The 13,472-nt window shown below is 71.5% G+C and carries 9 protein-coding genes and 2 pseudogenes; 8 read left to right on the top strand and 3 right to left on the bottom strand.

The genetic code is table 11. The features are described 5' to 3' along the window. Positions 1-57 precede the first annotated feature (57 nt). From OOK07_RS05195 to OOK07_RS05175, 5 genes are all read left to right on the top strand, one after another. Positions 58-1,038: an NADPH:quinone oxidoreductase family protein gene (locus tag OOK07_RS05195; RefSeq protein ID WP_266677396.1), complete on the top strand. Its 981-nt coding sequence runs from the start codon at positions 58-60 to the stop codon at positions 1,036-1,038. Beyond that, the gene (locus tag OOK07_RS05190; protein WP_266677394.1) at positions 1,038-2,219 is read left to right on the top strand and encodes an acyl-CoA dehydrogenase family protein; all 1,182 of its coding nucleotides are present in this window, start codon (positions 1,038-1,040) and stop codon (positions 2,217-2,219) included. The genes OOK07_RS05195 and OOK07_RS05190 overlap by 1 nt, the downstream gene beginning before the upstream one ends. Next, entirely contained in the window at positions 2,216-3,307 is a 1,092-nt protein-coding gene (locus OOK07_RS05185) for an acyl-CoA dehydrogenase family protein (RefSeq protein ID WP_266795224.1), read from the top strand. The genes OOK07_RS05190 and OOK07_RS05185 overlap by 4 nt, the downstream gene beginning before the upstream one ends. A gap of 180 nt (positions 3,308-3,487) precedes the next feature. Next, entirely contained in the window at positions 3,488-4,351 is an 864-nt protein-coding gene (locus OOK07_RS05180) for a phosphatidylinositol-specific phospholipase C/glycerophosphodiester phosphodiesterase family protein (protein WP_266677390.1), read from the top strand. Positions 4,352-4,461: 110 nt separating this feature from the next. After that, a complete protein-coding gene (locus tag OOK07_RS05175) occupies positions 4,462-4,656 on the top strand; it encodes a hypothetical protein (protein WP_266677388.1) in 195 nt (64 codons plus the stop codon). A gap of 12 nt (positions 4,657-4,668) precedes the next feature. On the opposite strand, the gene OOK07_RS05170 is transcribed toward OOK07_RS05175, so the two are convergent. From OOK07_RS05170 to OOK07_RS05160, 3 genes and pseudogenes are all read right to left on the bottom strand, one after another. After that, entirely contained in the window at positions 4,669-5,826 is a 1,158-nt protein-coding gene (locus tag OOK07_RS05170) for a phosphodiester glycosidase family protein (protein ID WP_266677386.1), read from the bottom strand. Positions 5,827-6,018: 192 nt separating this feature from the next. Next, a pseudogene (locus OOK07_RS05165) lies at positions 6,019-6,167 on the bottom strand (DUF779 domain-containing protein); the annotation flags it as partial. Positions 6,168-6,217: 50 nt separating this feature from the next. Next, positions 6,218-7,483 (bottom strand): YhgE/Pip domain-containing protein, encoded by a 1,266-nt coding sequence (locus OOK07_RS05160; protein ID WP_266677384.1) that lies wholly within the window; start codon positions 7,481-7,483, stop codon positions 6,218-6,220. Between the two features lie 365 nt (positions 7,484-7,848). Between OOK07_RS05160 and OOK07_RS05155 the strand changes: the two are divergent. The 3 genes and pseudogenes from OOK07_RS05155 to OOK07_RS05145 form a co-directional block, all read left to right on the top strand. After that, positions 7,849-9,450, top strand: a pseudogene (locus OOK07_RS05155) (xanthine dehydrogenase family protein molybdopterin-binding subunit); the annotation flags it as partial. A 79-nt stretch (positions 9,451-9,529) separates the two neighbouring features. Further along, positions 9,530-9,991 (top strand): (2Fe-2S)-binding protein, encoded by a 462-nt coding sequence (locus tag OOK07_RS05150; RefSeq protein ID WP_266677380.1) that lies wholly within the window; start codon positions 9,530-9,532, stop codon positions 9,989-9,991. An 83-nt stretch (positions 9,992-10,074) separates the two neighbouring features. Next, entirely contained in the window at positions 10,075-13,449 is a 3,375-nt protein-coding gene (locus tag OOK07_RS05145; protein ID WP_266683346.1) for a pyruvate carboxylase, read from the top strand. Positions 13,450-13,472 lie beyond the last annotated feature (23 nt).

Raw genomic sequence — 13,472 nt, 5'->3', positions numbered from 1 at the left:
GACCGCTTAGTATGCGGTGGACCCCGGTCAGACGACGCAGTCCCGTGGAGGCACCGCATGCAGGCATGGCAAGTGCACGAGAACGGCGAGCCGAGCGAGGTGATGCGGCTCGAGGAGGTGGAGCGGCCCACGCCCGGTGACGGCCAGGTGCTGCTGAAGGTGCGTGCCGCGAACATCAACTTCCCGGACGTGCTGATGTGCCGGGGCCACTACCAGGTGCGCCCGCCGCTGCCGTTCACACCGGGCGTGGAGATCTGCGGCGAGACCGGGGACGGCCGCCGGGTGATCGCCAACCCCGCGCTGCCGTACGGCGGTTTCGCCGAGTACGCCGTCGCGGACGCCGCCGCCCTGCTGCCCGCGCCCGAGTCGCTGGACGACGCGGAGAGCGCCGCCCTGCACATCGGCTACCAGACGGGCTGGTTCGGTCTGCACCGCCGAGCCGGTCTGGAAGCCGGCGAGACGCTGCTCGTCCACGCTGCCGCAGGAGGGGTCGGCAGCGCGGCCGTGCAGCTGGGCAAGGCCGCCGGGGCGCGGGTCATCGGTGTCGTCGGCGGTGCAGACAAGGCCGCCGTCGCCCGGGAGCTGGGCTGCGACGTGGTGGTCGACCGGCGCAGCGAGGACGTCGTCGCCGCGGTCAAGGAGGCCACGGGCGGCCGGGGCGCCGACGTGATCTACGACCCGGTCGGCGGCGAGGCCTACACCCAGTCCACCAAGGTCGTCGCCTTCGAGGGCCGGATCGTGGTCGTCGGCTTCGCGAGCGGCACCATCCCCAGTCCGGGGCTGAACCACGCCCTGGTGAAGAACTACTCCATCCTCGGCCTGCACTGGGGCCTGTACGGCACCAAGAACCCGAAGCTGATCCAGCACTGCCACGAGCAGCTCACCGAGCTTGCCGCCCGGGGTGCCATCAAGCCGCTCGTCAGCGAGCGCGTACCGCTGGCGGAGGCCGCGGCCGCCGTGCAGCGGGTCGGCGACGGGGTGACGACGGGCCGGGTCGCCGTGGTGCCGTCCCTGTCGCTTCAGGATGGAGCCGCCTGATGACCGACGCAGCCGAACTGAGGCGCCGCACGGCCGAGTTGCTGTCCGCGTACCCGCCCGCCACCACCGACCGCCTGGACTTCCTCAAGGCCCGCTTCGACGCGGGTCTGGCATGGGTGCACTACCCCGAGGGCCTCGGCGGGCTGGGCGCCCCGCGCTCCCTCCAGGCCGTCGTGGACGCCGGGCTGGAGGCGGCCGAAGCCCCCGACAACGACGCGCGCCGCAACGGCATCGGACTCGGCATGGCCGCTCCGACCATCCTCAAGTACGGCACACAGGAGCAGAAGCAGCGCTTTCTGCGGCCGTTGTGGATCGGCGAGGAGGTCTGGTGCCAGCTGTTCAGCGAGCCCGGTGCCGGCTCCGACCTCGCCGCACTCGGGACCCGGGCCGTCCGTGAGGGCGACGACTGGATCGTCAACGGGCAGAAGGTGTGGACGTCCGGCGCGCACAACTCCCGCTGGGCCATCCTCATCGCCCGCACCGACCCGGACGTGCCCAAGCACGCCGGTATCACCTACTTCATCTGCGACATGACCGACCCCGGCGTCGAGGTCCGTCCGCTGCGCCAGATCACCGGTGAGGCCGAGTTCAACGAGGTCTTCCTCACCGACGTCCGCATCCCCGACTCCCACCGCCTCGGCGAGGTCGGCGACGGCTGGCGGGTCGCCCAGACCACGCTCAACAACGAACGCGTGGCCATCGGCGGCATGCGGCTGCCCCGCGAGGGAGGCATGATCGGCCCGATCGCCAGGACCTGGCGTGAGCGGCCGGAACTGCGCACCGCCGACCTGCACCAGCGGCTGCTGAAGCTCTGGGTCGACGCCGAGGTCGCCCGGCTCACCGGCGAACGCCTGCGCCAGCAGCTCACCGTCGGCCAGCCCGGCCCCGAGGGCGCAGGCATGAAGCTCGCGTTCGCCCGCCTCAACCAGGAGATCAGCGGCCTGGAGGTCGAACTCCTGGGCGAGGAAGGCCTGTTGTACGACGACTGGACCATGCGCCGTCCCGAACTGGTGGACTTCACCGGCCGCGAGGCCGGCTACCGCTACCTCCGCTCGAAGGGCAACAGCATCGAGGGCGGGACCAGCGAGGTCCTGCTGAACATCGTCGCCGAACGCGTCCTGGGCCTGCCCGCCGAGCCGCGCACCGACAAGGACGTCGCATGGAAGGACCTGAGCCGATGACCACGCGGCGCACACAGCCCGACCTGCTGTACTCGGAGGAGCAAGAGGCGCTGCGGGACGCCGTACGGGACCTGCTCGCCGACCACTGCGACGCGCCCGGCGTCATCGCACGCACCGAGTCCGGCACCCCGCACGACCTCGCTGCCTGGAAGGCCCTCGCGGACGGCATGGGCCTGGCCGGCCTGCTGGTGCCCGAGGCCAAGGGCGGACAGGGCGCCACGCACCGTGAAGTCGCCGTGGTCCTGGAGGAGTTGGGGCGCGCGGTCGCTCCCGTGCCGTATCTCACCAGTTCCGTCGTCGCCACCGAGGCACTGCTGGAGTGCGAGGCCGACGGCCTGCTGGCCGAGCTGGCGTCGGCACGGAAGATCGGCGTGCTCGCCGTCGCGCTGAACGTCGCTCCGGGCGGCGCCCACAAGGCGGTACGCGTCGAAGACGGCACCCTGCACGGGGAGCTGACCGGCATCGCGGACGCGGCGGTCGCCGATGTCCTGCTGGTGCCGGCCGAGGACGGCGGCCTGTACGCGGTCGACGCGGACGCCGCGACCGTCACCCCGCAGACCTCCTTCGACCTCACCCGGCCGCTGGCGGCCGTCACCCTCCACGGGACGGGCGCCCGCCGGATCGGCGACGCCGAACCCGCCGTGCGACGCGCTCTGCGGGCCGGCGCCGGACTGCTTGCTTCCGAGCAACTCGGCCTCGCCGAATGGGCGTTGACCGAGACGGTCCGCTATCTGAAGGAGCGCAAGCAGTTCAACCGGCCCGTCGGCGGCTTCCAGGCGCTCAAGCACCGGCTCGCCCAGCTGTGGCTGGAGGTGGTCAACCTCCGCGCGGCCGCCCGCAACGCGGCCGACGCCCTGGCGAGCGGCGAGGACGCCGATGTGGCGGTGGCGGTGGCCCAGGCGTACGCGTCGTCCGTCGCCGTCCACGCCGCAGAGGAGGCGCTGCAGTTGCACGCCGGCATCGGCATGACCTGGGAGCACCCCATCCACCTCTGCCTCAAGCGGGCCAAGGCCGACTCGATCGCGTACGGCACGGCCGGCGCCCACCGCGGAGCCGTGGCCGAACTGGTCGACCTGCAAGCCCCCTGACATCGTCCGCCGTTCACCCGATGAAGCCCGCCCCCCTGGGGCGGGCCTTTTCGTGCGGCTACGCGGAAGGAGTGAACAAGCAGCGGCTGTCCGGCCAACTCCTGGCAGGTACAGGTTCATTGGAGACCGGTCCGTCTCATACTCCCTGTGGTTCCGACCCGCCCCACAGGGAGGCAGCACATGGCCCTCATCACCCGCCGCAGAGCCCTCACCGCCCTCGGCGCCGCCGCCGCGGTCGTGCTCGCCCCGCCCGCGGGCAGCGCGTTTGCCGAGGGGAACAAGCACCACCGGCGCCCGTTGTGGCGCGCCCACGCCCACAACGACTACGACCATCCGCGCCCCCTCTTCGACGCCCTCGACCACCGCTTCGGCAGCGTCGAGGCCGACATCTTCCTCGTCGGCGACCAGCTCCTCATCGGCCACGACGCCTCCGAGCTCGACCCGGCCCGCACCCTGGAATCCCTCTACCTCGACCCGCTGGCCGCCATCGTCAAGGCCAACCGCGGTTCCGTGTACCGGGGTTACCGACGGCCCCTGCAGCTGCTCATCGACATCAAGACCGAGGGCTCGTCGACGTACCTCGAACTCGACCGCCACCTCCAGCGCTACAAGCACCTCTTCACGACCTGCGTCCACGGCCGCGTGCACCCCGGCGCCATCACCAACGTGATCTCCGGCGACCGCGCCGCGCGTACGCCCATGGAGGCCCAGACCGTACGGCGGGCCTTCTACGACGGCCGGCTCACCGACCTCGGCACCGCGGCGCCCGCCTCCTTCATCCCGCTGGTCAGCGACAACTGGCAGCTCAACTTCACCTGGCTCGGCGAGGGCACCTTCCCCGACGCCGAGCGGCAGCAGCTGCGCGGCATGATCCGCCAGGCGCACGCGCACGGGCAGAAGGTGCGCTTCTGGAACACCCCTGACCTGGCCGGCCCCGCCCGCGACGCGTTGTGGGCCGAGCTGCTCGCCGCCGGCGTCGACTACTTCAACACCGACGACCTCGCCGGCCTCGAAGCGTTCCTCGACGACCACCGGGCGGCGTAGAACCACACGTTCGGAGGACAGGTCAGCCGCCCGGACGAACCCTCCGCTACGCCACACTTGCGGCCGAACGCCGTGAACCGGACGTGACGGCGTAGCGGAGGAGACTGACGATGGCGATTTCCATCTCTGTGGTGCTGCTGCTTCTGGTCCTGGCGGTGATCTTCCTGCGCAACGGCGGCCTGAAGGTCTCCCACGCGCTGGTGTGCGCGCTGCTCGGCTTCTATCTCGCCGGCACGAGCATCGCGCCCACCATTCACAGCGGTGTCACGGCGACGGCGGAGATCGTGAGCAGTCTCAGGCCGTGACTCACGCGGCCATCACGACTTCGACGTGGAGAACACACCGATGCCGTTGGGAACGGGGCGTTCCGCGTCGACGGACGGATGGTTCCGTACGGAGACCTTCGTCGCCCCCGGTGCGCGGGCGACCAGTGTCGAGGACCCGCCGCCGTCCAGACTGAAGGCGTCGACCGAACCCAACGACCGCATGGCGGCGGCCGTTTCGGCGATCGTCAGACCGGTGCGGTGGGCGGGAGCCCCGTCCAGCGCGAGCAGGAACAGCCGCTTCCCGCCGTCCGCGATGCCGACGGCCGTGCGCACGGCCGACGCCGAGTCGTCCAGGCCGGCCTGCGGGCGCCCGCCCCGCAGCATCGGATAGCCGCCGAGCGCGAAGCTGTACGCGGTCCGGGAGGTGGCGGCGACCAGCCGGTGCGTCACCTTCACCCGCTCGCCCTTGAAGAACCTCCGCAGCTGCCGCGCGCCCGCCTCGCGTCCGACGAGCACCGTGGTTCCCGCGGCGATGGCGCCCTTGCCCGGAGTGGTGGACTCGGAGACGACCCGGTCGCCACGGATCGTCACCTCGTAGGTGTTCGTGCTGCAGGCGGCGGCCCGGTCGGTGTCCGTGCCGCACGTGGCGCGGACCCGGGAGACGCTGCCCCAGTCGGAGGTGAAGGCGCCGATCGAATTCACCGGCAGCGCGTACTGGTTCAGCCCGCCGAGCGGCAGCCGGCCCACCGGGGTGCGGATCGATCCGGCGAGCGCCAGGCTGTCCATCCGCGCCCTGCGGTCGACGCCCACACCGATCACGTCATGAGTGGTGGCGCCGGGTGGCAGCGCCGGGCCGAAACGCTGCCCGTCGGGCACCGGGGCCTTGAGCACGTGCCCGTTCGCGATCGCCGGCCCGTCGGTCGAGCCCGTCGCCTCGACGCCCGGGTGCTGGGTCTCGGTGATGTTGAAGAAGTCGCCGTTGATGCCCGCGACGGCGCCCTGGGCGTCGGCGAGCTTGGATACGGGGGCCCGCGCGGCCACGGCTTCCGGGTACAGCAGGCCCAGGCGTACATGGGTGTTGCGCAGGTCGACGGTGAGCACATGGGCGCGGGCGGGCCCCTTGGCGCCCTGGATGTCGTACTGCCTGTAGGTGACTCCCGGCGCGACGGCGGTGCCGCTCGGCGCGCCGCTGGCCGGTGCCGCCCCCACCAGGGCCGCACCGGCCAGCGCGCCGAATGCCGTGAGAAACGCCAGTGCCGATCTTGCTGACGTCCGAACCTCTCTGTCGGATCTGACTGCTGCGAAACGCTTCTGACGATGCGTCACAGTTCCCCCTGAGGGATCGTCAACTGTCTCAGGTCTCAGGGGAAGTGCAGCAGACGCAGGGGGATCGTGGGGTGGCTATGGGCCGACGACGCGAGAACGGGTGAGAAAACGCACCCCCTCGGGTGCTTCCGGCGAGAAACCGCTGCCCCGGCCCGCCACGACGTTCACGATCACCGGGCGTGGCTCCAGACCTCGTACTGGCTGCCCGGCATCCAGAACATCACCCGGCCGAGGTAGGCGGCTGCCGGCATCCGCCCGTACCGACCGCTGGATCTCAAGCAGGCTGGGGGGTCAGGCGTTTGTGGCCCTTGCGGTCGTAGTAGCGCGTCATCGCGAAGCCGAAGAGCAGGCCCGCGGCCGCACCGATCGCGATCATGATCCAGGAGCGGGTCAGGCCGGCGTCCCCGCGGGCGTCGAAGTAGAGGATGGCGCGGACGCCGTCGCTGAGCTGGCGCATCGGTTCGAAGTGGGACAGGAAGCGGTAGAACCCGGGGACCGCCTGGAGCGGCACGGTGGCGCCCGAGGACGGCAGGCCCAGGACGATGAACACGAACATGGAGACCAGCTGGCCGAACCCGCCGAAGGCCGCGTTGATGGCCTGCACGCCCAGGCCGACGGCGAGGGTCGCGCAGTAGGAGTAGATCCACAGCAGGGGGATGTGGGTGGCGTCCATGCCCAGGATGGCGATGGTGGCGAGCATGACCAGGGACACGCTGACGACGGTGATGCCCGCGGTCATGGCCATCTTCAGCAGCAGGGTCTGCGTGCGGCTGATCGGCACGGTGGGGCGGCGGCTGTGCCAGGGGCCGATCTCGGTGTCGGTGTAGCCGAGGGCGGTGTCGACGCCGTTGCTGATGACGTTCCCGCCCATGAAGCCGGCCAGCACGAGCAGCAGCGTGTAGTAGAAGGCGCTCAGGCCGAGGCCGCTGTGGCTGCCGATGGGATGACCGACCTGGGTGACGACGTTGACCGGGTCGGCGAGCAGCAGCCTGGTCGTGGCGTTCACCCGGGTCCCTGCGGCCGCGGTGAGCTGTTTGCCGATGGTTGCCGAGGCCTGGTGCGCCGCTGCCGTGGTGATCTTACTGGTGAGGGAGGAACCCAGGCTGCCCTTGCCGGGGTTGGTGAGCACCGTCAGCGTCGGCCGTGCGGTGGCGTCGGCGGTGGTGAGCGCGGTGATGGACGCGGTGAAGTCGGGCGGGATGACCAGGGCGCCGTAGACCCTGCCGGAGTCGAGCTGGTCCTGGGCCTGCGCGCGGCTGAGGGTGCGCCAGTCGGCCTGGTCACCGGCCGAGTCGGAGGTGATGGCCGTGGCGAGCTGGGTGCCCGCGTTCTGCCGCTGCCCGGCCGGCGGCCTGCCGGTGTCTGCGTTGACCAGGGCGATGGGCAGATGGTGCAGGCTGCCCTGCGGGTTGACGATGCCGCCCATGTAGAGCAGGGCCAGCAACAGGGCGAGCAGTCCGGTCAGGGCGGTGGGCACGAGCCACAGCTTGGGGCGGCCCAGCAGTGAAACGGCACGGGCCTGGGGACTGGCGTCGGCCATGGTTCTCCGTAGGTTGGGGACGGGACGTCCGTCGCACGGCTCCTCTACAGACCCAGAGCCTACGGAGGAGAGGGGGTTGGGGAGGCGAGGCCGTGTGCGACAGGCCGGAACCGTACGACGGCCGGTTCCCAGGCAACCCGCAGGACCACTCGCGCCTCATACCTGTTGACGTATCAGCCCAACGACCCGTGAGGACTGGTGGTGGACGGCACAGAGTCCGCGGCCGCAGGCCCGGCCCGGGACGCTGAAATCCCTCGGCACGCGGTGTCCCGTCGCAGGTTCATCGTCTACTCGCTGGCCGCGTCCACCCTCACCATTGCCGCCCCGCTCGCCTGCGACACCTCGTCGGCCCAGGGCTCCGAGCCGGCTCCCTCAGCGCGAGCGCCGCCCGGATCCGTCGTACGGCCGTGTCCGCCAAGCCCAAGCCGGCGTCCCGGCACAAGGTGATCGGCCGGCCCACGAACCGTGTCGATGCCCGCGACGTCGTCACCGGCAGGGCGAAGTACACCGGAGACCTGTCGGTGGCCGGGGCGAAGCCGACCGTGCTGGCACGGCCGCCTACGCTCGGCGGAAGGATCGTCTCGGTCGACGACCGGGCGGCCCGCGCCCTTCCCGGCGTACACGCCGTCGGCAGGGTCCCGGGCGGCGTCGCCGTGGTGGCCGATACCTTCCACCACGCCTTCCAGGCCAGGGACGCCCTGAAGATCAAGTGGGCGGCCGGCCCGCTGGCCGCGCTGTCCGACGCCGGCATCCGCGCCCGGCTGCGTTCCGCCGTCCCGCACCTCGGTATCCCTCCACGCGAAACGGCACAGGTCGAGGGCGAGTTCGAGTTCGCGTTCGTCAGCCACGCGCCGATGGAGGTCCTGACCGCGATCGCGGACGTGCGGGCGCACCGGGCCGAGATCTGGTTCTCCTCCCAGACACCGATGGAGGCCCGTGCCGACATCGCCGCCTCGGTCGGACTGCCCGCGTCCGCGGTCAAGGTCCATGTGATCCGGGGCGGAGGCTCCTTCGGGCGGCGGCTGAACTACGACGCCGCCATCGAGGCGGCCCTGGTCTCGAAGGCGGCGCACCGTCCGGTCAAGCTGATGTGGAGCCGGGGCGACGACACCCGGCACGGCCGGATGCGCCCCGCCGACCACCACAGGATCCGCGCCAGCCACGCGGTGGGCAGAGTGGTGGCCTTCGCCCATGCCACGGCCTCCGTGAACGAGTCCTACGGCGGACAGGCCGCCGCGAGCCGGGCCGCCTTCCGGCGCCCGGTGGCCGCTCCGCTGCCCAGCGAGTCCGGCCTCTACGACTTCGGCCGGGTCTCCGGCGACTCGGGCGGTGTCGAGCTCGCGATCCCGCTCGGCGCCTGGCGGTCGGTGGACTCCGGGACGGTACGGACCGCGCAGGAGATCATGGTCGACGAGGTGGCACGGAGCCTGGGCCGGGATCCGGTCGCCTTCCGCCGTACGACTCTGCGCAGCAAGGCCGTCAAGGCCGTACTCGACAAGGCCGCCGCGGCCGGCGGCTGGGGGCGGACCATGCCGGCCGGGCACGGGCAGGGCGTCGCCGTCCACGAGGAGTACGGGTCCTGCGTTGCCTGTCTGGCCGAGATCGACGCCACCGACCCGAAGAAGCCCCGGGTGACCAAGGTGGTGATGGCGGCCGACGTCGGCACGGTCGTCAACCCACTCGGCCTGGAGGCCCAGCTCATGGGCACGGCGATCGACGGCATCTCCACGGTGCTGCAGGCAGGGCTGCACATCGACCGGGGTGCCGTGCGCGAGGGCAGCTTCGCCGACTTCCGATGGGCCCGCCAGCGGCACGCCCCGCTGCACTTCGAGGCGCACATCATGCCGTCGAAGGGTGAGCCGGGCGGCGCCGGTGAACTCGGCGTGCCGGCCGCCTCCGGAGCCGTGGCCAACGCCTACGCACAGGCGACCGGCACCAGCCCGCGCCGCTTCCCGCTCACGTTCTGACCAGCCATGTTCCGACCACCGTCCTGACCCGCTCGTGCTCCGACCCGCTCATGTTCTGTGATGTTCCGAGAAGGTACCGATGCCCTCCTACTCCTTCGGCCTCAACGGCGAACACGTCACCGTCGAGGCCCCGGCCGACATGCCGCTGCTGTGGGTGCTGCGCGACCTGCTGCACGTCACCGGCCCCAAGTACGGCTGCGGCGTAGGCGTCTGCCGCGCCTGCACCAGCCATCTCGACGGCGCGGAGATCCAGCCCTGTGTGGTGAAGGTCGCCGACTGCGCCGACCGCCAGGTCACCACCATCGAAGGGCTGGCCGACGGCGACACCCTGCACCCGGTGCAGCAGGCCTGGCTGGAGTGCGACGTCTCGCAGTGCGGCTTCTGCCAGCCCGGCCAGATCATGGCCGCCGCCGCTCTGCTGAAGAGGACACCCCAGCCGTCCGACGAGGACATCGACGGCATCGAGAACGTGTGCCGCTGCGGCACCTACCCGCGCATCCGCGAGGCAATCAGAAAGGCGGCAACCGAGATCACATCTTGAACTGAGTGGCCCGGCTCACATGGCGTGACGGGGGCGTCACCGACACCATGGGGGACGTCAACGGCAGGCTGAAGGGAGCGGCGATGTTCCGCAAGGTGCTGGTCGCCAACCGTGGCGAGATCGCGATCAGGGCGTTTCGCGCCGGCTACGAGCTGGGCGCGAGGACCGTCGCCGTCTTCCCCCACGAGGACCGCAACTCGTTGCACCGGCTCAAGGCCGACGAGGCCTACGAGATCGGCGAGCCCGGGCATCCGGTGCGGGCGTATCTCTCCGTGGACGAGATCGTCCGTGCCGCGCGGCAGGCGGGCGCGGACGCGGTGTATCCGGGCTACGGGTTCCTGTCCGAGAACCCCGAGCTGGCGAAGGCCTGCGAGGAGGCCGGGATCACGTTCGTCGGGCCGAGCGCGCAGATCCTCGAACTGACCGGCAACAAGGCCCGTGCCGTGGCCGCCGCCCGCGCGGCCGGTGTCCCGGTGCTCGGTTCCTCGGCCCCCTCCGACGACATCGACGAACTCGTCCGCGCCGCCGAGGAGATCGGCTTCCCGCTGTTCGTGAAGGCGGTCGCCGGTGGCGGCGGGCGCGGGATGCGCCGCGTCGAGGACCCTGCCGCGCTGCGCGAGTCCATCGAGGCGGCGTCCCGCGAGGCCGCCTCCGCGTTCGGCGACTCCACCGTCTTCCTGGAGAAGGCCGTCGTCGACCCTCGCCACATCGAGGTGCAGATCCTCGCCGACGGCGAGGGCAACGTCATCCATCTCTTCGAGCGCGACTGCTCTCTCCAGCGCCGCCACCAGAAGGTCATCGAGCTGGCCCCCGCACCCAACCTCGACCCGGCGCTACGGGACCGGATCTGCGCCGACGCCGTGCGCTTCGCCCGTGAGATCGGCTACCGCAACGCGGGCACCGTGGAGTTCCTCCTCGACCCCGACGGCAACCACGTCTTCATCGAGATGAACCCGCGCATCCAGGTCGAGCACACGGTCACCGAGGAGGTCACCGACGTCGACCTCGTCCAGGCCCAGTTGCGTATCGCCTCCGGCCAGACCCTCGCCGACCTGGGACTGTCCCAGGACACGGTCAAGCTGCACGGCGCGGCCCTGCAGTGCCGTATCACCACCGAGGACCCGGCCAACGGCTTCCGCCCGGACACCGGCCGTATCAGCGCCTACCGCTCGCCCGGCGGCTCGGGCATCCGCCTCGACGGCGGAACCACCCATGCCGGTACGGAGATCAGTGCCCACTTCGACTCCATGCTGGTCAAACTCACCTGCCGGGGCCGGGACTTCAAGGCCGCGATCGGCCGGGCCCGGCGTGCGGTGGCCGAGTTCCGCATCCGCGGCGTGGCCACCAACATCCCCTTCCTGCAGGCGGTGCTGGACGACCCCGACTTCCAGGCCGGCCGGATCACGACGTCGTTCATCGAGCAGCGCCCGCACCTGCTGACCTCCCGCTCCTCCGCCGACCGCGGCACCAAGCTGCTCACGTACCTCGCCGACGTGACGGTCAACAAGCCGCACGGTGAGCGGCCCGAACTGATCGAGCCCGGCACCAAGCTGCCCGCGCTGCCGGCGGGCGAGCCGCCCGCGGGCTCCCGGCAGAAGCTCGTCGAACTCGGCCCGGAGGGCTTCGCCCGCGCGCTGCGCGAGTCGCCGACCATCGGCGTCACCGACACCACCTTCCGCGACGCCCACCAGTCCCTGCTCGCCACCCGGGTACGCACCAAGGACCTCCTCGCGGTCGCCCCCGTGGTCGCCCGCACCCTGCCCGAGCTGCTGTCCCTGGAGTGCTGGGGCGGTGCGACGTACGACGTGGCGCTGCGCTTCCTGGCCGAGGACCCCTGGGAACGCCTGGCCGCCCTGCGCGAGGCCGTCCCCAACATCTGTCTGCAGATGCTGCTGCGCGGCCGCAACACCGTCGGCTACACGCCGTACCCGACCGAGGTCACCGACGCCTTCGTGCAGGAGGCCGCCGCCACCGGCATCGACATCTTCCGTATCTTCGACGCGCTCAACGACGTCGGCCAGATGCGGCCCGCCATCGAGGCCGTACGCGAGACGGGCACCGCGATCGCCGAGGTCGCCCTCTGCTACACCTCCGACCTGTCCGACCCGAACGAGCGCCTGTACACGCTCGACTACTACCTCCGGCTCGCCGAGCAGATCGTCGAGGCCGGCGCCCACGTCCTGGCGGTGAAGGACATGGCGGGCCTGCTGCGCGCTCCGGCCGCCGCCACGCTCGTCTCCGCGCTGCGCCGCGAGTTCGACCTGCCGGTGCACCTGCACACCCATGACACCGCGGGTGGCCAGCTCGCCACCTACCTCGCCGCGATCCAGGCCGGCGCGGACGCGGTGGACGGCGCGGTCGCCTCCATGGCCGGTACGACCTCGCAGCCGTCGCTGTCGGCGATCGTCGCCGCGACCGACCACTCCGAGCGGCCCACGGGCCTCGACCTCCAGGCCGTCGGCGACCTGGAGCCGTACTGGGAGAGCGTCCGCCGTATCTACGCCCCCTTCGAGGCGGGCCTCGCCTCCCCGACCGGTCGGGTCTACCACCACGAGATCCCCGGCGGCCAGCTCTCCAACCTGCGCACCCAGGCCGTTGCGCTCGGTCTCGGCGACCGCTTCGAGGACATCGAGGCGATGTACGCCGCCGCCGACCGGATGCTGGGCCGCCTGGTCAAGGTCACCCCGTCCTCCAAGGTCGTCGGCGACCTGGCTCTGCACCTGGTGGGCGCCGGAGTGGACCCCGCCGAATTCGAGGCGAGCCCGAACCGCTACGACATCCCCGACTCCGTCATCGGCTTCCTGCGCGGCGAGCTGGGCACCCCGCCCGGCGGCTGGCCGGAGCCCTTCCGTACCAAGGCACTTGAGGGCCGCGCCGAGCCCAGGCCCGTCCAGGAGCTGACGCCGGAGGACCGCACCGGGCTCGCGAAGGAACCCAGGACCACTCTCAACCGCCTGCTGTTCCCCGGCCCGACCCGCGACTTCGAGACACACCGCCAGGCCTACGGCGACACCAGCGTGCTGGACAGCAAGGACTTCTTCTACGGTCTGCGCCCGGGCAAGGAGTACGCCGTGGACCTCGACCCCGGGGTCCGGCTGCTGATCGAGCTGGAGGCCGTCGGGGAGGCCGACGAGCGCGGCCTGCGGACCGTGATGTCCACCCTGAACGGCCAGTTGAGGCCGATTCAGGTGCGCGACACCGCCGCCGCCTCCGACATCCCGGTCACCGAGAAGGCCGACCGTGCCAACCAGGGCCATGTCGCCGCGCCGTTCGCCGGTGTGGTCACCCTCGCGGTCGCCGAGGGCGACGAGGTGGACGCCGGCGCGACCGTGGCCACCATCGAGGCGATGAAGATGGAGGCCGCGATCACCGCCCCGAAGGCGGGCCGGGTGTCCCGGCTGGCGATCAACCGCATCCAGCAGGTGGAGGGCGGAGACCTGCTCGTCGAGATCGGCTGAGCCCGCGCCTGACGCGGACCTGA

Origin of the sequence: Streptomyces sp. NBC_00078, from assembly GCF_026343335.1 — a bacterium.
GTDB lineage: Bacteria > Actinomycetota > Actinomycetes > Streptomycetales > Streptomycetaceae > Streptomyces.
Note: the sequence above shows the minus strand (reverse complement) of the source record. Positions and strands in the feature narration are given on the sequence as shown.